Origin of the sequence: Bradyrhizobium genosp. SA-4 str. CB756, assembly GCF_000473125.1 — a bacterium.
Lineage (GTDB): Bacteria > Pseudomonadota > Alphaproteobacteria > Rhizobiales > Xanthobacteraceae > Bradyrhizobium > Bradyrhizobium arachidis.
On sequence record NZ_KI421499.1, the window covers coordinates 2,130,159 to 2,150,215 of the forward strand.

Annotated in this window: 20 protein-coding genes; 18 read left to right on the plus strand and 2 right to left on the minus strand. The window is 63.5% G+C overall.

Annotated elements, in window-relative coordinates:
• Positions 1–24 precede the first annotated feature (24 nt).
• On the minus strand, positions 25–1,578 hold the full coding sequence (locus tag BRAGE_RS0110595) for a tyrosine-type recombinase/integrase (protein WP_231164059.1): 1,554 nt from the start codon (positions 1,576–1,578) through the stop codon (positions 25–27).
• 371 nt (positions 1,579–1,949) lie between these two features.
• Here BRAGE_RS0110595 and BRAGE_RS48350 point away from each other — a divergent pair, with 371 nt between their 5' ends.
• From BRAGE_RS48350 to BRAGE_RS0110675, 15 genes are all read left to right on the plus strand, one after another.
• Entirely contained in the window at positions 1,950–2,696 is a 747-nt protein-coding gene (locus tag BRAGE_RS48350; protein WP_035729578.1) for an outer membrane protein, read from the plus strand.
• A gap of 135 nt (positions 2,697–2,831) precedes the next feature.
• Entirely contained in the window at positions 2,832–3,935 is a 1,104-nt protein-coding gene (locus BRAGE_RS0110610; protein WP_035729581.1) for an acyltransferase family protein, read from the plus strand.
• Between the two features lie 197 nt (positions 3,936–4,132).
• The gene (gmd, locus tag BRAGE_RS0110615) at positions 4,133–5,203 is read left to right on the plus strand and encodes a GDP-mannose 4,6-dehydratase (RefSeq protein ID WP_028146247.1); all 1,071 of its coding nucleotides are present in this window, start codon (positions 4,133–4,135) and stop codon (positions 5,201–5,203) included.
• Positions 5,184–6,128: a GDP-L-fucose synthase gene (gene fcl / locus BRAGE_RS0110620; protein WP_027564440.1), complete on the plus strand. Its 945-nt coding sequence runs from the start codon at positions 5,184–5,186 to the stop codon at positions 6,126–6,128. The genes gmd and fcl overlap by 20 nt, the downstream gene beginning before the upstream one ends.
• 76 nt (positions 6,129–6,204) lie before the next feature.
• Positions 6,205–6,657, plus strand: coding sequence for a DUF2231 domain-containing protein (locus BRAGE_RS0110625; RefSeq protein ID WP_027564439.1), 453 nt, complete (start codon positions 6,205–6,207; stop codon positions 6,655–6,657).
• Positions 6,654–7,988 (plus strand): PQQ-dependent sugar dehydrogenase, encoded by a 1,335-nt coding sequence (locus BRAGE_RS0110630; RefSeq protein ID WP_027564438.1) that lies wholly within the window; start codon positions 6,654–6,656, stop codon positions 7,986–7,988. Before BRAGE_RS0110625 ends, BRAGE_RS0110630 begins: the two co-directional genes overlap by 4 nt.
• Positions 7,989–8,020: 32 nt before the next feature.
• Positions 8,021–8,224, plus strand: coding sequence for a hypothetical protein (locus BRAGE_RS0110635; protein WP_027564437.1), 204 nt, complete (start codon positions 8,021–8,023; stop codon positions 8,222–8,224).
• 40 nt (positions 8,225–8,264) lie between these two features.
• Entirely contained in the window at positions 8,265–8,435 is a 171-nt protein-coding gene (locus tag BRAGE_RS55785) for a hypothetical protein (RefSeq protein WP_167336494.1), read from the plus strand.
• A 442-nt stretch (positions 8,436–8,877) separates the two neighbouring features.
• Positions 8,878–10,266: an MFS transporter gene (locus BRAGE_RS0110645; RefSeq protein ID WP_027564436.1), complete on the plus strand. Its 1,389-nt coding sequence runs from the start codon at positions 8,878–8,880 to the stop codon at positions 10,264–10,266.
• Positions 10,267–10,384: 118 nt separating this feature from the next.
• On the plus strand, positions 10,385–11,212 hold the full coding sequence (locus BRAGE_RS0110650; protein ID WP_027564435.1) for a 3-keto-5-aminohexanoate cleavage protein: 828 nt from the start codon (positions 10,385–10,387) through the stop codon (positions 11,210–11,212).
• A gap of 134 nt (positions 11,213–11,346) precedes the next feature.
• A complete protein-coding gene (locus BRAGE_RS0110655; RefSeq protein ID WP_027564434.1) occupies positions 11,347–12,552 on the plus strand; it encodes an MFS transporter in 1,206 nt (401 codons plus the stop codon).
• Positions 12,553–12,705: 153 nt separating this feature from the next.
• Positions 12,706–13,935 carry a CaiB/BaiF CoA transferase family protein gene (locus BRAGE_RS0110660; RefSeq protein ID WP_027564433.1) on the plus strand — a complete coding sequence of 410 codons (1,230 nt, stop codon included), beginning with the start codon at positions 12,706–12,708 and terminating at the stop codon, positions 13,933–13,935.
• A gap of 4 nt (positions 13,936–13,939) precedes the next feature.
• Positions 13,940–14,815 (plus strand): 3-keto-5-aminohexanoate cleavage protein, encoded by an 876-nt coding sequence (locus BRAGE_RS0110665; RefSeq protein ID WP_027564432.1) that lies wholly within the window; start codon positions 13,940–13,942, stop codon positions 14,813–14,815.
• A gap of 170 nt (positions 14,816–14,985) precedes the next feature.
• Positions 14,986–15,201: a hypothetical protein gene (locus BRAGE_RS0110670; protein WP_027564431.1), complete on the plus strand. Its 216-nt coding sequence runs from the start codon at positions 14,986–14,988 to the stop codon at positions 15,199–15,201.
• A gap of 89 nt (positions 15,202–15,290) precedes the next feature.
• Positions 15,291–15,683 carry a RidA family protein gene (locus BRAGE_RS0110675; RefSeq protein WP_027564430.1) on the plus strand — a complete coding sequence of 131 codons (393 nt, stop codon included), beginning with the start codon at positions 15,291–15,293 and terminating at the stop codon, positions 15,681–15,683.
• A gap of 65 nt (positions 15,684–15,748) precedes the next feature.
• Here the strand turns inward: BRAGE_RS0110675 and BRAGE_RS0110680 are convergent, their stop codons facing one another.
• Positions 15,749–16,411 carry a TetR/AcrR family transcriptional regulator gene (locus tag BRAGE_RS0110680; RefSeq protein WP_027564429.1) on the minus strand — a complete coding sequence of 221 codons (663 nt, stop codon included), beginning with the start codon at positions 16,409–16,411 and terminating at the stop codon, positions 15,749–15,751.
• 316 nt (positions 16,412–16,727) lie between these two features.
• On the opposite strand from BRAGE_RS0110680, the gene BRAGE_RS0110685 reads away from it, so the two are divergent.
• The 3 genes from BRAGE_RS0110685 (at position 16,728) to BRAGE_RS0110695 (ending at position 19,986) form a co-directional block, all read left to right on the plus strand.
• Positions 16,728–17,963, plus strand: coding sequence for an acyl-CoA dehydrogenase family protein (locus tag BRAGE_RS0110685; protein ID WP_027564428.1), 1,236 nt, complete (start codon positions 16,728–16,730; stop codon positions 17,961–17,963).
• Positions 17,964–18,090: 127 nt separating this feature from the next.
• Entirely contained in the window at positions 18,091–19,149 is a 1,059-nt protein-coding gene (locus BRAGE_RS0110690) for a phosphotransferase family protein (protein WP_027564427.1), read from the plus strand.
• Positions 19,150–19,359: 210 nt separating this feature from the next.
• Positions 19,360–19,986: a LysE family translocator gene (locus BRAGE_RS0110695; protein ID WP_027564426.1), complete on the plus strand. Its 627-nt coding sequence runs from the start codon at positions 19,360–19,362 to the stop codon at positions 19,984–19,986.
• Positions 19,987–20,057: the final 71 nt, after the last annotated feature.

Here is a 20,057-nt window from a genome sequence, read left to right on the forward strand (position 1 = left end):
CCGCGGGGACGAGATGGTCCGGCGCTATGCGGCAGCACGATGCTGCAAGGTCGTCTGAAGGCGCCTCTGCTCTCGATTGTAAGCACTTAGGAGGGCCTTTACCCATGGGGCCATGCCATCAGCCTTCAATCGAATGCGTTGCGAGCTATTGTAATGCTGCTCCGTGACCCGCGCGAGTCTCTCGCGCTCCTCGCGATTGGCGTCCCGGTTGGCGTCCGATTTGGGTTGCTTGTGGCCAAGTATGGCACTGGCCGCTCCTTCAAGCCTGCGGTCGACCAGGAACGTGGTGATCGTTCTCCTGCAATCCTGCGGCGTCCAGTGGCGGACTCCAAATCGCTCGAACAGGTTCAGCCGAACCTTCAACGGGCGCGGCTGCGGCCCGGGCTTCCCCTTGCGGTGGGGCTTCTGCCTCACGGTGTGGTCGTAGACCTTTCCTTGCAGACGATAGATCAATTGATCGAGCGCCGACCTGCTCACATGTTGGTCGGGGTTGCGCGCGGGGAACATCCACGGGGAATCGCCGCAGGCCTCTTTGTGGTATCGGTTCATGACCTTGAGCGCTTCGGGTGGAATTGGAAGTGAATGGGGCCTGCCACCATCACGCCCCCCTTTCATTTCTTCGAAGGTCCAATTGGCGATCATCCACGCTTTAAGTTTGCGGTATTCCTTATCAGCGGGGAACAGACGGTCCGTCCTGAGCTTCGTTAACGCGCCAGACCGCTGACCAGTCAGGGCTACCCCCCAAAGTGCGCCGATCGTTCCCGGATTGGTGTCATGTTCGCCGTCGGCCAAATGCCTGCAGCGTTCGGCGATGATAAGGGTGCGTGCGATTTCTTCGATGGTGGGAGTACGGGGCGGCCTCTTCTTGGGCGTGCATTCGTACGACCAGCGGTCCCACCACTTGTACAACGTGTCCAATCCGGAGGCGGTCGCCTTATTTTTCCAGGCCCAAGTCAACATTTCCTTGGATTGGCTAAGCGCGCGGTCCACTGTGGATGGGGCGTAATTGGCGTCGATTTCGTCCCGTACGCGTTCCAGATCGCTCAGTTTGATGTCGCGCACCATCTTGTTGTTGATCGATGCAAACTGTTCGAGCCTGAGGTAGCGCTCGTACTTGCGGCGATAACTGGCCTTCAGACGCCGCTGCTTCCGCTGGAGGAATTCATCGGTCAACTGCTTCCAGGTCCAGAACGGAGGCGGTGAGATCCCCTTCGCCTCATCGCGGCAAGCTAGCATGTGGTCGAGCCTGGTCTCGACGTCACGATCTCGAAAAGTGCTGCCGTCGCTGGGACGAGGGGCGTACTCCAGAAGAATGTGCACCAGGTCGTTCAGGTCCCGGTTGCGCTTCGCGGCAAGCGCGATTTGGTCTGCAACGTATCTGGCGTCTTCCAGCGACAGTTCGCGAATATCCTTGAGGCGGAGCGTCTTCTCCCGTCGGCGGATGTACCAGATCGGCTTGTGCGGAGTGATGCGGATCGTGAGGCCCTTGGTCTTTTCGTCTCCCAACTCTACGACCGTGCGAGTGAGCCTTTCGTCTTCGCTCATGGCGATCGCATCGTAGAGGTGGTCTTCGGTCAAGCGGAGCGATTTGCGCAGAAACTTTGGAGGCGGCGTGGGGAGGGCCAACCTCGTACAACGCTCATACAAAACAGCCATAACAGGCCTCCGCGAGTTCTTGCTGTGTTCGCATCCCCTATTTTGGCAGTATTCGACGTTTTATCAATGACTTATTGGTGTCCGCGCAGACGCTTCCGGAGGCCGGAGGATTCAGCCTTCCAAGCTGAATACGAGGGTTCGATTCCCTTCACCCGCTCCAGTCCTCCTTATGACGCTCCAGTCCAATTTCAATGCACGGTTGCCGCATGCATTCCGGTCATCGTGGCCGTGCGGCAACAGCCTTCGGTTCCCGAGGCGGGTATGATCCTGCCGATACTTGAACCGAGGTTGAAATGAAAAAGCTTTGCTTTGGTCTCGTTGCGGCGCTTGCGGTCGCGAGCGCTCCTGCTCTGGCCGCGGACATGGCCGCCAAGGCACCGATCTACAAGGCACCAGTGCCGGTCCCCTTTGTCTGGACGGGCTGCTATGTCGGCGGCAATGTCGGCGGCGGCTGGGCGCACACCGGCTATCGGGTCGACGACCCCACGCAAGGAGCTTTCAACGGCAGCAGCCTCGGTTCTAACAATGGCTCGGGCGTTGTGGGCGGCGGACAGGTCGGCTGCGATTACCAGACCGGAAACTGGGTGTTTGGCGCCCAGGCGATGTTCGACGCCGCCGACATCAAGGGCAGCCATCTCGACCCCATCAACGCATTCCCGCTGGTTTGGACGAGCAAGATCTCGTGGCTCGCGACGGCGACCGGCCGGGTCGGCTACACCGTCGCCCCGCAGGCTCTGCTTTATCTCAAGGGCGGTGCCGCGTGGGTGCGGACGCATGATGACCGCACCGGTCCCGCGCTCGGAATCATCCTGTCCTACACCACGCCCGATCGCAGCGACTTCGGCTGGACCGTCGGCGCCGGCTTCGAATATCTCCTCACGCGCAACTGGTCGGTGTTCGCGGAATACAATTACATCGATGTCGGTGCCCACCGCGCGAGTTACACGCGCAACACCGACGGCGCCTCGTTCTTCGTCGATGCCAGCCGCCAGGTCCATATGGCGACGGTCGGCGTGAACTTCCGGTTCGGACAGCCCTGATCGGCCGGGGCTGGCGGGCCGCATTCGCCGCGCTCGGCGCATCCCCAAGTTCTATGCGGACGATGGTCTGCCTGGTCGAACAAATGTCCCCTTCTTTCCCCGGCCGAAGCGCTTTAAGTTGCCGTGGATGGAGACATGATGGACCGCAGGAACAATTTTGATCTGTTGCGACTTTTCGCGGCCTGTCAGGTCGTATTCATGCACAGTTCGGGGCATCTGCTCCTGCCGAAAGCCGGACTGTTCGAGGTGCTGCTACAATTTCCGGGAGTCGCAGTATTCTTCGTGATCAGCGGCTTTCTGGTCTCGGATTCATATTTGCGCAGCACCAGCGTGACGTCTTTCGCCTGGAAGCGAGCCGTGCGGATTTACCCCGCGCTCATCGTGAATCTCCTCGTCCTCGAACTCGTCTTTGGTGCGACAGGCGGCATCAGCACGACCGCCTGGGCCTACGCGAAACATCTCATCGTCTACCTGCCGACCGCCTCGATTCATTTCGCCGGGACGGTGTTTCCCGACGCCATCTACGCCCAGTCGTGGCTTTTCCAGGGGTACCCGAGCGGGGTGCTCTGGACACTGACGGTGGAGCTATCGTTCTACGTAGTTCTACCATTTGTCCTCAGCCTTGCAGCGGTATCCAAGAAAGCGGGATCGCTTTTCATTGCAATCTTGATGATTGGATCATTTTCGATCGCGCATGTGACTGACGATGCATTTTCCCAGGCGCACCCCGCGTTGAACGAACTCGTGACTCCATACTTTTGGATCTTCGGCATCGGCGTTCTCATTCGCCTGTGGTGGGAGCACATCAGCCGATGGTTTGAAGGGCGCGCTCTGTTCTGGCTGGCGGGGTATCTCTTCCTGATTGTCGTTTCCGTCGTAGCTCTCGGGGAGCCCATCAAGCTTGAATACAAAATGGAGCCGAACATCATCACCCTGGTGCGGGTCGTCGTAATGGGCGCAACTGTCATTTCTCTCGCATATACCGCGAAGAGCTGTGCCACGCTTCTTCACGGGAACGATCTGTCGTACGGCCTTTACCTGTGGCACATGCTCGGCGTATCCGTGTTCCTTGGTCTCGGCATCAAAGGACATTGGTGGCTTTACCCGGCCTGTTACGGAATCGGTCTCTCCTTTGCCGCGGCATCTTGGTTCCTGATCGAGAAGCCCGCCCTTGCTCTTAAGCAAAGCAAGATGCGTCGCTTTGCGGCGATCGTGCCAGTTCTCGATGAGGTTAAGTGACTGTTTTTGCCCTCGGAAATGCCTGTCCTCCAGGCTGGATACGAGGGCTCGAGTCCCTTCGCCCGTTCCAAATCCCCCTTTGGTCCCATACGAGTTGACGCTGACGGCCGTTCTGTCCAAGAAGGGCGTCAAATCGACGGATGCCACGTACGCGCGGACCGCCCGTGTCGGGTGGCCGCCGGGAGCTTAAGGGCCATATGACCGAGCGGATCGCTCTCATCACCGGTGTGACCGGCCAGGACGGCGCCTATCTCGCCGAATATCTGCTGTCGCTCGGCTATGTCGTGCACGGCATCAAGCGCCGCTCGTCCTCGTTCAACACCGCGCGCGTCGATCACCTCTACCAGGACCCGCATGTCGGCAATGTGCCGTTCCTGATGCACTATGGCGACATGACGGATTCGACCAATCTGATCCGCCTGATGCAGCAGATCCGCCCCACCGAGATCTACAATCTCGCTGCCCAGAGCCACGTCGCCGTCAGCTTCGAGAGCCCGGAATACACCGCCAATGCCGACGCCATCGGCGTGCTGCGCCTCCTGGAGGCCATCCGCATCCTCGGCATGGAGAAGGAGACGCGGTTCTACCAGGCCTCGACCTCCGAGCTTTACGGCCTCGTGCAGGAGATCCCGCAGAAGGAGACCACGCCGTTCTATCCGCGCTCGCCTTACGGCGTCGCCAAACTCTACGGCTACTGGATCACGGTGAACTACCGCGAAGCCTATGGCATGTTCGCGAGCAACGGCATCCTGTTCAACCATGAGAGCCCGATCCGCGGCGAGACCTTCGTCACCCGCAAGATCACCCGTGCCGTCGCCCGCATCGAAGTCGGCCTCGAAGACACGCTCTATCTCGGCAACCTCGAAGCCAAGCGCGACTGGGGCCATGCCAGGGACTACGTCGAAGGCATGCACATGATCCTCCAGGCCGACAAGCCTGATGACTTCGTGCTCGCCACCGGCGAGACGCGCTCGGTGCGCGAGATGGTCGAACTGGCCTTTGCGCAGGTCGGCCGCCGCATCGCGTGGCAAGGGCAGGGCGTCGACGAAACCGGCGTCGACGAGACGAGCGGCAAGGCCGTGGTGAGAATCGATCCCACCTATTTCCGCCCGACCGAGGTCGATCTCCTGGTCGGTGACGCCAGCAAGGCGCGCCAGGTGCTCGGCTGGAAGCCGAAGCGGACGTTTGCACAACTCGTCGAGGAGATGGTAGCGAGCGATCTGGCGGACGCGAAACGGGACGCCGGCCGTGGCAAGCACAGCGTTTGAGCTGAAAGGCAAAAGCGTCTACGTCGCCGGCCATCGCGGCATGGTCGGAGCCGCGCTGGTGCGCCGGCTCGAACGGGAGGATGCGAGGCTCGTCACGGTGGACCGCCGCGAGCTCGATCTCTGCAACCAGGCCGCCGTGTTCGACTGGTTCGCGCGCGTGCGGCCGCAGGTGATCTTCCTTGCCGCCGCCAAGGTTGGCGGCATCGTCGCCAACAACACGCTGCGCGCCGAGTTCATCTACGACAACATAGCGATCGCGGCCAACGTGATCCATGCCGCGCACCAGAACGGCGCCGAGAAGCTGATGTTTCTGGGCTCGTCCTGCATCTATCCGAAGCTGGCGCCTCAGCCGCTGCGCGAGGATTCCGTGCTGACCGGCCCGCTGGAGCCGACCAACGAGCCCTATGCGATTGCCAAGATCGCGGGCATCAAGATGGTGGAGGCCTATCGCAGCCAGTATGGCAGCGATTTCATCAGCGTGATGCCGACCAATCTCTACGGCCCCGGCGACAACTATCATCCTGAGATGAGCCACGTGGTCGCCGCCCTGATCCGCCGCTTCCACGAGGCGAAAGTGTCCGGCGCGACGAATGTCGTAGTCTGGGGCACCGGCACGCCGCGGCGCGAGTTCCTCTTTGTCGACGACATGGCGGATGCCTGCGTGCACCTGATGAAGACCTATTCGAGGCCTGAGCTCATCAACATCGGCACCGGCGAGGACATTGCCATCGCCGAATTCGCGCGTGTCGTAGCCGAGATCGTCGGCTACAGCGGCGAGATCAGCTTCGACACCTCGCGTCCCGATGGCACGCCGCGCAAGCTGCTCGACGTCGGCCGCCTCAATGGGCTCGGCTGGCGCGCGACCACCTCGCTTCACGATGGCTTGAAGCGCGCCTATGCGGCCTATCTGGCCGGCCTGGCATGACTGCGCAGGTGTAGGAACCTTCGCTGCAAGCACGAGTTGGCCGGTCGGGCAGGGCGAAAGCCACATGAGGCCAACCGTGCAAGAAGCTGTGCGCGTGCGCTCCACCGCGCAAATCGCAGGCCATCCAATTCATCCAATGCTGGTGCCGATCCCGATTGCGTGCTTCATCGGCGCGCTCTTGACCGACATCGCCTATGTCGTCAGCGCCGAGATCATGTGGGCGGATTTCTCCGCCTGGCTTCTGCTGTTCGGCGTCGTCTTCGGCGTGCTGGCGGCGATCGCGGGCCTGACCGATTTCCTCGGCAACCGCCTGGTGCGGGCACAGCCGCCGGCCTGGCCGCATCTGATCGGCAACGCCGTGGCACTGATCCTGGCGATTTTCAACCTGCTGATCCACACGCGCGATGCCTGGACCTCGGTGTGGCCGACCGGGCTCATCCTCTCGGCGATCACCGTGCTGATCCTGCCCGTCACTGGTTGGCTCGGCTGGGCCATGGTGTACCGCCACGGCGTAGGAGTTGCGCGATGAAATTCTCAATTGCCCACGCGCTTGTATGCTCGTCGCTGCTGTGCCTCGCGGGGTGCAATGACGGCAGCGGCGATCCCAAGGCGCAGATCGGCGCCAATCCAAAACTGCCCGACATCCAGCAATATCTGCTGCCGCCGATGCACATCGCGCGCATCGTCGGCTGGAAGAAGGACGAGACGCCGACTGTTGCGCAGGGGCTCCAGGCCAAGGCCTTTGCGACCGGCCTGCAGCATCCGCGCTTCCTCTACGTGCTTCCGAATGGCGACGTGCTGGTGGTGGAATCCAAGGCGCCGAAATCCGCGCCGATCAAGCGGCCCAAGGAAATCGTGATGGGTTATGTCGAGTCCTGGGCGACATCGGGCGGCGATACCGGACCGAGCAATCGCATCACGCTGTTGCGCGACACCAACGGCGACGGCGTGCCTGATGCGCAGAGCGTCTTCCTCGATCACCTCAATTCGCCCTTCGGCGTCGCGCTGGTCGGCAACGACCTCTACGTCGCCAACACCGACGCGATCGTCAGATATCCCTACACGGAAGGCGACACCAAGATCACCGCGCAGGGCACGGTGTTGACGGAGCTGCCGGGCGGTCCGATCGATCACCACTGGACCAAGAGTCTGGTCGCGAGCCCCGATGGCTCGAAGCTCTATGCCGGCGTCGGCTCCAACAGCAACATCACCGAGAACGGCATGGAAGCCGAGCACAATCGCGCCGCCATCCTCGAGGTCGACCGCGCCAGCGGGCGCTGGCGGATCTTTGCAAGCGGCCTGCGCAATCCGAACGGCCTCAGCTTCGAGCCGCAGACCGGCGTGCTTTGGACGGTGGTGAACGAGCGCGACGAACTCGGTCCCGATCTCGTGCCCGATTACATGACGTCGGTGAAGGACGGCGGCTTCTACGGCTGGCCCTACAGCTATTACGGCCAGCACGTCGATCCCCGCGTCAAGCCGGAGCGGCCGGATCTCGTCGCCAAGGCGATCGTGCCTGATTACGCGCTGAGCTCGCATGTCGCGCCGCTCGGCATGGCCTTCACCACCGGCACCAGCCTGCCGAGCGCCTATCGGGGCGGTGCCTTTGTCGGCGAGCACGGCAGCTGGAACAGGCAGAATCTGAACGGCTACAAGGTCGTGTTCGTGCCGTTCGCGGACGGCAAGCCGAGCGGCCCGGCGCAGGACGTCGTGACCGGCTTCCTCGACAACGACAACCACGCGCGTGGCCGCCCGGTCGGCGTCGCCATCGACAAATCAGGTGCGCTGCTGGTCGCCGACGACAGCGGCAACACGGTGTGGCGCGTGACCGCCGCGCACCCGCAGCTCACGCAACGATAGACACGGATTGGAAAGAGCTGGAGGAGGAGACCATGGGCCTTGCTCAATACACAATTGTGCCGGTGCAGGACGAATGGGGCGTGCTGCACGACGGCGACGTCAAGAGCAGATATGCCACCAAGGAAGCCGCATTCGAGTCGGCTGTCGCGGCAGCGTCCCTGGCGCTGCGTGAGGGCCACGAAGTCCATGTCAGCGTGCCCGGCCGCGACGCCGGCGAGAACGCGCTGGGAATTTGAGGCGTCCGACAGCGGACCTGCAAAAAACAAGGAGCTCATGATGAGCAAGCCTCGTGAGCCGAACGGCGTCGAACCTTCACGGTCCGAAGACGACATCCAGCGTGATCAGTTGGGCCCCCGAGGTGTGCCCAACGCACCTGACCCGGCGAAGATGACGCCTCAGCGTGACAAGAAGACGCCGAAGCAGGTCGATCCCGGCCACACTGCCTGACTGCGCGTTTGCTGGTCTTGTGTGACTGGAAGCCGCGGATGGCGTGCACTGCACGACGACAGTCAACCGGCCGGTGCCGCGCCGAAGCCGCCGCGGAAATGGCGATGAATGGGTGTGCTGATAGCCGAGCTGAGTCTGATCGGCGTCTTTCGCCATACCTTCAATCAGCCTGAGTTGATCTCTCTGTAACAGCTTGTTGGGTCGGTCCGCGCCCATGCTGTGGGGGGTGAGCCTTCGCGTGCAAATAACATCATGTTAGGTTTCTCGCATAACTGGGTAATTGTGTTAGCCCAGCGATAGCCTATTGTCGCGACCAATCAGACACCTATCGGCAGTGACAAGCGCTCGCGAAGCTTTCGCAGAGCGGGCGGAGAGTGCTGCCCAATTGCTCCAAGAAGCCCGGCAGCGGGACGTCAGAAAAACCCAGTGGAGGAATTTTGAGATGACCGCGACCCGTCAGACGAGTCAGTCCAGGAAGGCCGCTGCCAGCGGCTGGATCGGTTCGGCTCTCGAATATTATGACTTCTTCATCTACGCCACCGCCGCCTCGCTGATCTTCCCGCAAATCTTCTTCCCGTCGGACAATCCCACGGTTGCCATCGTCGCATCGCTGGCGACCTATGGCGTCGGCTACGTGGCCCGGCCGATCGGCGCCTTCGTGCTCGGACATTGGGGCGACACCCATGGCCGCAAGACCGTGCTCATCGTCTGCATGTTCCTGATGGGCATCTCGACCATGGCGGTGGGGCTTCTGCCGACTTATCAGCAGGTCGGCATCTTGGCGCCGATCCTGCTCGTCATCCTCCGCCTCGTGCAGGGTTTTGCCGTGGCCGGTGAAATCTCCGGCGCCAGCTCGATGATCCTGGAGCACGCACCGTTCGGACGGCGCGGCTTCTATGCGAGCTTCGCGCTCCAGGGCGTGCAGGCCGGACAGATCCTGGCGGCGGCCGTGTTCCTGCCGCTGGCGGCCTATATGCCGACCGAAGCCTTCAACAGCTGGGGCTGGCGGATCCCGTTCCTGCTCAGCTTCTTCGTCATCGTCGCCGGCTACATCATTCGCCGCGAAGTCGACGAGACCCCGGCCTTTGCCCGCGAGGGCGAGCGGGGGGAAACGCCGCGGGCGCCCATCGTCCAGGCCATCAAGCTGAGCTGGCGCGACATGCTCAGGGTCATCTGCATGGCGCTGATGAACGTCATCCCCGTCGTTGCGACCATCTTCGGTGCGGCCTACGCGGTGCAGCCCGCCTACGGCATCGGTTTCGCCAAGGACGTCTATCTCTGGATCCCGGTGCTCGGAAACATGCTGGCCGTGTTCGTCATTCCCTTCGTCGGCCATCTCTCCGACAAGGTCGGCCGCAAGCCTCCGATCATCGTGGGCGCGCTGCTCTCCGGTCTGCTCGCGTTCGGCTACCTCTATGCCATCAGCATCCGAAACGTGCCGCTCGCGATCCTGCTGTCGCTGTTGATGTGGGGCGTCGTCTACCAGGGCTACAACGCGATCTTCCCGAGCTTCTACCCGGAGCTGTTTCCGACCCGCACCCGCGTGTCGGCAATGGCGATCTCGCAGAACATCGGCACGACCATCACCGCGTTGCTCCCGGCCTTGTTCGCGACCGTGGCGCCTCCCGGCTCGGCCAACATTCCCTTGACGGTCGGGGCGATCGCTTTCGGCATCACGGTCATCGCGGCGCTGGCGGCGGTCACCGCGCGGGAAACCTACCGGATCAGCATCGACGATCTCGGCAATCCCAAGGCCGTGCCGATGCCGCGGGCCGATTATGAGCGGCAGCGCGCGGAGGCGGCGGGCGGTGCGGCCGCAATTCCGACCTGAAGAGTGTAAGGAGCCATGCCGCTGCGAGCGATGATGTTTGCAGCGGCAGGCTCGACGCATTACGTAATTGCCCACTCGAACCTTCTGCGCGCGAGCGCGATCATCATGAGGTCAAGGGATGAACCCCGTCGTCGTTGCTGTCGCTATCACCGGCTCCGTTCCGCGCAAGAAAGACAATCCGGCGGTGCCCATCCTGCCGTCGGAACAGATCGAATCGACGCAACAAGCCTTCGAGGCCAGCGCTACGCTGGCCCACATCCATGTTCGCAACGATGACGAGACGCCGTCCTCCGACCCCGAGCGCTTTGCCCTCGTGCAGGAGGGCATCAAAAAGCATTGCCCGGGAATGATCGTTCAGTTCTCGACCGGCGGGCGAGGCCGCGATCCCTCGGCGCGCGGATCGTCGCTCTATCTGAAGCCCGACATGGCTTCGCTGTCCACGGGCTCGGTGAACTTTCCGACGATCGTCTACGAGAACAGCGCCGCCCTGGTCGAGACCCTCGCCACCGGCATGAAGACGAATGGCATCCGGCCGGAGATCGAGATCTTCGATCTGTCGCATCTGCATGGAGCTCGCCGCCTGATCGAGGCGGGGCTGATGGACCAGCGTCCGCATGTGCAGTTCGTCATGGGCGTCAAGAACGCCATGCCGGCTGACGAGCACGTGCTCGACATCCTTCTGGGAGAGTTGAAACGGCTGATTCCGAAGGCGACGTGGACCGCGGCCGGGATCGGGCGCCACCAGGCCGAGGTCATGGGCTGGGCACTCGCGCGAGGCGCTGATGCGGTCCGCACCGGGCTCGAGGACAATATCAGGATCGACAAGACGCGCCTGGCCGCCAGCAACGCCGAGCTCGTGACCGTCGCCTGTGAGGCTGTCGCGCGCCACGGCCGGCGCGTCGCGACCTCGGCCGAGGCGCGATCCCTGCTCGGGCTCGCGGGGTAGGGGCTACTGCCTCCTGCTGACATGCTCCCGGCTGCATTCTGCCATTCGGCGGCTGGCGTTCCCCCGCGCTGAGTCTCCGGGTAAGACGGGCGTCACAGGCGTGATCGGCGCCTGCCGGGCAGGCGACGGTTGGAATGCGGTTCTTGAAATCTGACAGCAGGCTCATCGGCGTCCTGCTGGTGCTGGCGATCACCCAACTCATTGGATGGGGGACGATCGGGCTTCCCGCCATCGTCGGGCGCGATCTTGCGGCTGACCTCGGCATGAGCCTGCCGGCGGTGTTCGGGGGCACCTCCGTTCTCTATGTCACGATGGGCCTGTGCGCGCCCTGGCTTGCCAAGGCATTCGCGCGGCATGGCGCGCGCAAGGTCATGATGGTCGGGACGGTCCTCACCGTGCCCGGATTCGTGCTGCTGTCCTTCGCGCGCGAGCCGGTGCTCTACTTCGCCGCCTGGACCATCTTCGGCGTCGCCGGCAGCGCCACGCTCTCGACCGGCGCCTATATCATGCTGAACGAGATCGCCGGGCGGCAGGCCAAGAGCGCGATCGGCGCGCTCATGCTGGTGACGGGCCTTTCCAGCAGCATCTTCTGGCCGGCCACGTCGTTCCTCAGCGGCCATCTCGGGTGGCGCGGGACCTGCCTCGTCTATGCCGCGATGCTGATCCTCGTGTCGTTGCCGCTCTATGCGTTCGCAGCACCGCGCCAGACCGTCGCGAAGGACGACGGTGCTGCGCCGGCGAAGCGCGCGGAGGCGCCGCGGATTGCGCGCAGCACGTTCGGCCTCGTGGTCTCTGCGATCACGCTCAATGCCTTCGTCAATTTCGGCCTCAGCGCCGTGTTCATCGAGCTGCTGCGGGCGGAGGGACTGGCGCCGGCGCAGGCGATCGCGTTCGGGTCCATGCTGGGCGTGATCCAGGTCAGCGCCCGCGGGCTCGACTTCCTCGGCGGCGGACGCTGGGACGGCATCACGACCGGGCTCGTCGCCGGTACGGCGCTGCCCGTCGCCATGCTGCTCCTGATGCTGAGCGAGGGGGCGACCTGGGCGGTCGCGGTCTTCATCCTGCTCTATGGCGCCGGCAGTGGTGCGATGGCAGTGGCGCGGGCGACGATCCCGCTGGTGTTCTACGACCAGGCGGAATTCGCCAAGGCGATGTCGATGATCGCGCTGCCGCTCAATCTTGCCTCGGCGATCTCGCCGCCGCTGCTGGCCGGCCTGCTCACCGAGTTCGGCAGCCGCGGCGCGCTCGGTCTCACCTTCGTGTTCTCCTGCGCCACGGTGCTGATCCTGGTGCTGCTCGGCCGGCGAAGGCCGCAGGTGGCTGCGGCGGTCGCGACCTGAGGCTATCTTCGCGGCGCGGAAATTCGCTGCCGCCGGGGCGGGGATGGCCGTATGCCTGGAGCGCAGTGCTCGGGGAACGAAAATGGTGTATCCGCAGGGAGCGCGGCCTGGCTCGAGCCGCCGCGCCAACACCAGTTCCCGGAGGAAACTTACATGTCGGCCTTGCCGCTCTCAGGCATCAAGATCCTTGACCTCACCCGCGTGCTTGCCGGCCCCCTGTCGGCCCAGATGCTGGGCGATCTCGGCGCGGAGGTGATCAAGATCGAGCGGCCGGGCACCGGCGACGACGCGCGCGCCTTCGGCCCGCCTTACCTGACCGATCCCGAGGGCAAGGCCAACAACAACAACTCGTTCTACCTTTGCGCCAACCGCAACAAGAAATCGGTGACCGTCAACATCGCCAAGCCGGAAGGGCAGGCGATCATCCGCGAGCTTGCCAAGGACGCTGACGTCTTCATGGAGAACTACAAGGTCGGCGATCTCAAGCGCTACGGCCTCGACTATGAGACGATCAAGGCGATCAACCCAAAGATCATCTACTGCTCGGTGACCGGCTTCGGCCAGACCGGCCCTTACGCGCCGCGCGCCGGCTATGACGCGATCCTCCAGGCGATGGGCGGCCTGATGAGCGTCACCGGCCATATCGACGGCGAGCCGGGCGAGGGGCCGATGAAGGTCGGCCCCTCCATCGTCGACTACATGACCGGCATGAACACCTCGATCGGCATCCTCTCGGCGCTCTACCATCGCGACGTCAATGGCGGGCAGGGGCAGCACATCGACGTCTGCCTGTTCGACACCGTGATCGCCTCGTTGTCGCACTGGCTGCAGATCTACCTCGTCAACGGCAAGATGCCGCCGCGCCGCGGCACCTGGGGCAATGGCGGCATGCCGGCCGGCGTGTTCCGCTGCACCGACGGCGAACTGATGCTGGTGGTCGGCAATGACGGCCAGTTCCAGCGCACATGCGCCGTGCTCGGCGAGCCCGGGCTCGCCACCGATCCGCGCTTCATCAAGAACAACGACCGCGTCGTGCACGGCAAGGAGATCATGGCGATCTTCGCCGGCCTGTTCCTGAAAAAGCCGGTGGCGTACTGGCTGGAGAAGCTGGAGGAGGCCGGCGTGCCGTCGGGCCCGATCAACAATTTCGAGCAGGTGTTCTCCGATCCGCACGTGCAGTCGCGCGGCATGCGCGTGAAGGTCGACCATCCCTTCGAGCCCGATCTGTCGCTGATCCGCAACGCGCTGACCCTCTCGGAGACCCCGATCGAGACCTACCGCGCCCCGCCGCTGCTCGGCGAGCACACCCAGGAAATCCTCGGTGGCAAGCTCGGCTATGATGCGGGGAAGATCGAGGAGCTGAAGAAGCAGGGGATCATCTGATTTTATGACCGGCAAAACCATCATCACCTGCGCCATCACCGGCAACCTGACAAAGCCCGAGCAGTCGCCGTACCTGCCGATCACGCCCGAGCAGATCGCGACCTCGGCGCTGGAAGCCGCCGACGCCGGCGCCGCCATCGCGCACATTCATGTGCGCGATCCCGCGACGGGGCGGCCATCGATGGAGATCGATCTCTACCGCGATGTCGTGGATCGCATCCGCGCCCGCAACAAGAGCCTCATCATCAACCTCACCACTGGTCCCGGCGGCCGTTTCGTGCCCTCGGTCGAGGATCCTCGTGTCGCCGCCCCCGGCACCACGCTGCTTCAACCTGAAAAGCGCGTCGCGCATATCGAGCTCATCAAGCCCGACATCTGCACGCTCGACCTCAACACCATGAATTCCGGCGGCGAGGTCGTGATCAACACGCCGCGCAACGTCCGGATCATGGCCGAGCGGATGAAGGCGGCGGGCGTGCTGCCGGAGATCGAGCTGTTCGATTCCGGCGACTGTCATCTGGCGCGCGACATGCTCGCTGATGGCTCGCTGAAGGGGCCGGGCCTGTTCTCGCTCGTGCTCGGTGTCAAATACGGCTTCTCCGCGACGCCGGAGACGATGTTCTACGCCCGCAGCCTGCTGCCGCCGGGCGCGATCTGGTCCGGCTTCGGTATCGGCCGCGCCGAGTTCCCGATGGTTGCGCAGGCCTATTTGCTCGGCGGCCATGTCCGCGTCGGCATGGAGGACAATCTTTATATGTCCAAGGGCGTGCTTGCGAAGACCAATGCCGAGCTGGTCGCGCACGCCGCCGGCATTCTAAAAAGCCTCGGCGCGAGCGTTGCGACCGCGCAGGACGCGCGCGCGATGCTGGGCCTAGCGTAGCACGACGCCGGCGCCGGAATGTTGAGCATGGATTGGTGACCTCAGTGTGGCGCAGACCGGGCCTTGCGTAGAGCTTGCGCGCAATCCCCAGATAAACCCGGTCCGTAGTCGCACAGGCTTCCGCTTCGCGCGCGAGTCTGATCTCCTCCCGTAAGTCGGGAGGGAAGCGCATGTCCTATACGATCGGGTTCCAGGCCAAGGACCAGAAGGCAATTCTGGCGACCGAGGCGGCCACCGCCAATCAGGCCGTCGCCATCATCGCCGCGCTGCGACAGAGCGCCGACGAGATCAAGTTCATCCGCTCGCCGCAGGAAGGCGAGATGGGCATCGAGATGCTGCTGCTGCTCGCCAAGGAAGAGGCCGAGGAGATGCCGCAGCGGGGCTAACCCGCCGCCACACTTCGATCAGAAGCGAAACATGCTGGCTGCAGAATAATGTAGTCAGGCACCAGTCTCGCTCGAACCGAAGGTGGTCCATGAAACGCGAAGCGCTCCGCGTCGAACCGATCTCGTCCTTTCTCGATCGCTGGAAGGCGCCGACCTCGCCGGTGACGCGCGCCGGCAACATGATCTTCGTCGCCGGCCTGCCGCCGTTCGATCCCGAGACCGGCGAGCTTGCGGAGATGCCGATCGAGCGGCAGAGCGAGATCATCATGGAGCAGATGAAGCTGTGCCTCGAGACGGCCGGCGCCTCGCTCGACAACGTCATGAAGTGCAACGTCTACTGCACCTCGACCAAACACTTCGCCGCGTTCAACGCGGTCTATGCCCGCTATTTCCCCAATGATCCGCCGGCGCGGATCTTCGTCTGCACGCCGGAATGGTTCGGCCCCTTCGACGTCGAGATCGACTGCATCGCGATGATGTGAGGATCAATGCGTTTTCGAGCGAAGTGGATGCCGGTTCGCGTAAAGAAAACGCGTCAAACGAGAGTTTAGCGCGCAGCGATCTTCGCCGGCGCCTTCGCCTCCGTCCGTCCCGCCGTCAGCGCCATCGTCGCGACGCTGACGACCCGCTCCACCACGTCCTCGACGTCGTCGAGATCGCATTTACCTTCCGACAGCTTCGTCAGCCGCTCGCTCTCGCGGATGGTGTGGTGCGCCATCGCGAGTGCGAAGTTCAGGCCCCAATAGATCTCGACCTCGCTGCGGTCGGGCAGGGAGCGGCGCATCGCGCCGGCGAATTTGCGCAAATGGTCGATCTCGCGGTTCTTGATGCGGCGGATCGGCGGCACGGATTCGATCGAGGCGCGGATCATGAAGCGCGCCGCGGTGGAGCGCTGGTTCTCGGGTCCGAGGCAGCCGCGCAAGGTCGGGCCGACCAGCGCATGCAGGATCACCTCGATCGGTGCGCGGCCGCCGCCTTGCTCTTCCGCCGCCTTCAGTTCGCGCAGACGCTCGCGGTTGGTCGCGATCGAGCGGGTGACGAACAGCTCCGCGATCAGCTCGTCCTTCGAGCCGAAATGATAGTTCACCGCGGCGAGGTTGACCCCGGCCTCCGCGACGATGTCGCGCAATGTGACGTCGCCAAAACCGCGGTCGGCATAAAGCCGTTCGGCGGCGGCGAGAATGGCGGACCTGGTGTGATCGCTGGCCATGGCTTGGACCTCGTCATTCCGGGGCGCGGCGCAGTCGCGAACCCGGAATCCCGCGCCGCAATCTCTGGATTCCCGGTTCGACGCTTCGCGTCGCCCCGGAATGACGTGCGAGGCACGAGGCGTCGGGAGTTGCAATTCAAACAGTTGTATGAAACTATCGTTTGAAGGCCGGGAAAAGTCAATCCGCAATCGGGACTCGTTCGCAACTCGCGGGCCGGTTCCACTGAAACGCCCGCAAGTCGCGCTTGCGGGCCGTGCGCGGCGGGAGGACAGTCCGGCGCAAAACGACCAGTGAGAGAAAAACGAGGAGCGTCCCATGGATTTCGATCTGTCGCCGAAGCAGAAGGAATGGCTCGACCGCGTGCGGTCCTTCATGGCCAAGCACGTGCGTCCGGCGGTGCCGATCTATGACGAACAGGATCGCAGCGGCGAGCGCTGGAAGGTGATCCCCATCCTCGAGGACCTCAAGAAGAAGGCGAAGGCCGAAGGCCTCTGGAACATGTTCATGCCGCCGAGCGAGCATGAGGACGACGAATTCCGCGGCGCGGGATTGACCAATCTCGAATACGCGCTGCTGTCGGAAGAGATGGGCCGCATCACCTGGGCTTCCGAGGTGTTCAACTGTTCCGCGCCCGACACCGGCAACATGGAAGTGTTCATCCGCTACGCCACCAAGGAACAGAAGCGCAAATGGCTGCGCCCGCTGATGGACGGCGAGATCCGCTCGGCCTTCCTGATGACGGAACCGGCGGTCGCATCGTCGGACGCGACCAACATCGAGACCCGGATCGAAAAGGATGGCGACCACTACGTCATCAACGGCCGCAAGTGGTGGTCGTCCGGCGTCGGCGATCCCCGCTGCAAGATCGCGATCCTGATGGGCAAGACCGATCCGTCGGCCGCCAAGCACCAGCAGCAGTCGCAGATCCTGGTTCCGCTCGACACGCCCGGCATCAAGGTTGAGAAGATGCTGCCGGTGTTCGGTTTCGATGACGCGCCGCACGGCCATGCCCAGGTGCTGCTCCAGAACGTGCGGGTGCCGAAGGAGAACATCCTGCTCGGCGAAGGCCGCGGCTTCGAGATCGCGCAGGGCCGCCTCGGCCCCGGCCGCATCCATCACTGCATGCGCACCATCGGCAAGGCCGAGGAGGCGCTGGAGAAGATGGTGAAGCGGCTCGCCTCGCGCACCGCGTTCGGCAAGAGGATCATCGAGCACAGTGTGTGGGAGCAGCGCATCGGCGAGGCCCGCACCGACATCGAGATGAACCGCCTGTTGTGCCTCAAGGCCGCCGACATGATGGACAAGGTCGGCAACAAGACCGCGCAGCTCGAGATCGCCATGATCAAGGTCGCAGGTCCCAACATGGCCTTGAAGATCATCGACCAGGCGATCCAGGCCTTTGGCGGTGCCGGCGTCTCGGATGAAGCGGGCCTTGCCAAGGACTACGCCCATATCCGCACGCTCCGTCTCGCCGACGGTCCGGACGAGGTGCACAATCGCGCCATTGCCAGACTTGAACTTCGGAAGTATGCAAACTCTCCCAGTCATTAAGAGGGAGAGCCAAAGCGGCGCTCCCGACTTGAAGAAACGACAGGGCACGATCGAGGTGACCGCTTGACGCAAGTGCGTCAGCGGTTACCGATTAGGATCATGTCCCGACTGAAGAGGGAGCGTCACCGTGGCTGACGGCGTCAGGAAAGACGAAGAGTTCTCGGGCACCAAGCCGGTCGAGGAGCGGCATCGTTTCGACGAGCTGCGCCTCGAGGCGTGGATGCGCGAGAACGTCGAGGGTTTTGAAGGCCCGCTGGTCGTGCTCCAGTTCAAGGGCGGCCAGTCCAACCCGACGTATCGCCTCAACACGCCGAAGCGTTCCTACGTGATGCGCAGAAAGCCGTTTGGCAAATTGCTGCCGTCGGCGCACGCGGTCGATCGCGAATATCGCGTGATCGCGGCCCTTGGAAAGCAGGGATTTCCGGTCGCACACGCCTACGCGCTGTGCCAGGACGACGGCGTGATCGGCGCTGCCTTCTACATCATGTCGATGGAGGAGGGGCGGGTGTTCTGGGATCCGACGCTGCCGAGCCAGGACGCCGATGCGCGGCGAAAGATCTTCACCAGCAAGATCGAGACGCTGGCCAAGCTGCACATGTTCGATCCCGTCGCGATCGGGCTCGGCGACTTCGGCAAGCCCGGCAATTATTTTGCGCGGCAGATCGACCGCTGGACCAAGCAGTATCGGGCGTCCGAGACGCAGCACATTCCGGAGTTCGAGAAGGTCGCCGAATGGCTGCCCAAGACCGTGCCGGAGCAGGCGCGCGTCTCGATCGTCCATGGCGACTATCGCCTCGACAACATGATTTTCCACGCGACGGAACCGCGCGTGCAGGCCGTGCTGGATTGGGAGCTGTCGACGCTGGGCGATCCCATGGCCGATTTCACCTATCTGCTCATGCAGTGGATCATGCCGGGCTTGCAGGGCGTCGACATCAAGGCGCTCAACATCCCGAGCCTGGAAGAGGCGGCGCAGATCTATTGCAACGTCACCAGGATGAGCGTGCCCGATCTCAACTGGTATTTTTCGTACAATCTCTTCCGCCTCGCAGGGATCACGCAAGGTATCGCCGGCCGCATCCGCGACGGCACCGCCGCCAACGCCAAGGCGCTCGAATCTGCCAAGCGCACCGTGCCGCTGTCGAAAGCGTCATGGGAGTACGCGCAGAAGGCGGGCGCGGTTTAGGAACGACAAAGGCGCGGCTGATGGCCGCGCCTTTTGCTTTGGTGCGCTGCTGTTTCCACAAGCTCAGTGTCATTGCCCGCGAAAGCGGGCAATCCAGTATGCCAGAGGCAGCAGTGCTTGAGCCGAAAAGCCGCGGCGTACTGGATGCCCCGCTTTCGCGGAGCATGACATCGGCTTCGTAGGGACACTCGCGAAAGAAATGCTGATCACATGATCGACCACGCGACCCTCATCACCTACATCCTCATCGTGCTCGGCTTCGTCTTCATCCCGGGCCCGGCGACGCTGCTCACCATGGCGCGGGCGGCAAGCTCGGGAACGAAGGTCGGCATCGCGACGGGGGCGGGCATTGCGGCCGGCGATCTGATCCACACCTCGATGGCGATCGTCGGGCTGTCGGCGATCATCGCGACCTCCGCGCTGCTGTTCAGCATCGTCAAATATGCCGGCGCGGCGTTCCTGGTCTATCTCGGCATTCGCGCCATGCTCGACAAGGCGCCGATCGAGCTGAACGGAGGCGCGCCGGCGATCGGCGCGGGCCGCGCCTTCCGGCAGGCCGTCCTGACCGAAGTGCTCAATCCCAAGACCGCGCTGTTCTTCCTGGCGTTCCTGCCGCAATTCGTGAAGCCGGAGCACGGCGCGACCGCGCTTCAGCTTGCCATCCTCGGCGTCGTCTTCGTGCTGCTCGGCCTGCTCAGCACCGTCGTGTTCGCCGTCGGTGCCGGCCGTCTCGGCAATCTCCTGCGCCGTCATCCCGCGGTGGTGAAATGGCAGGGCAAGGTGGTCGGCACCATCTACTGCGCCGTCGGCATCAGGCTGGCCTTGCAGGAGCGCTGAGGCGCGTCGCTCTTGTAGGGGGCAAAAGCGCGCAGCGCCGTGCCCACGGTTTCCTCGCGATGATAGTAGAG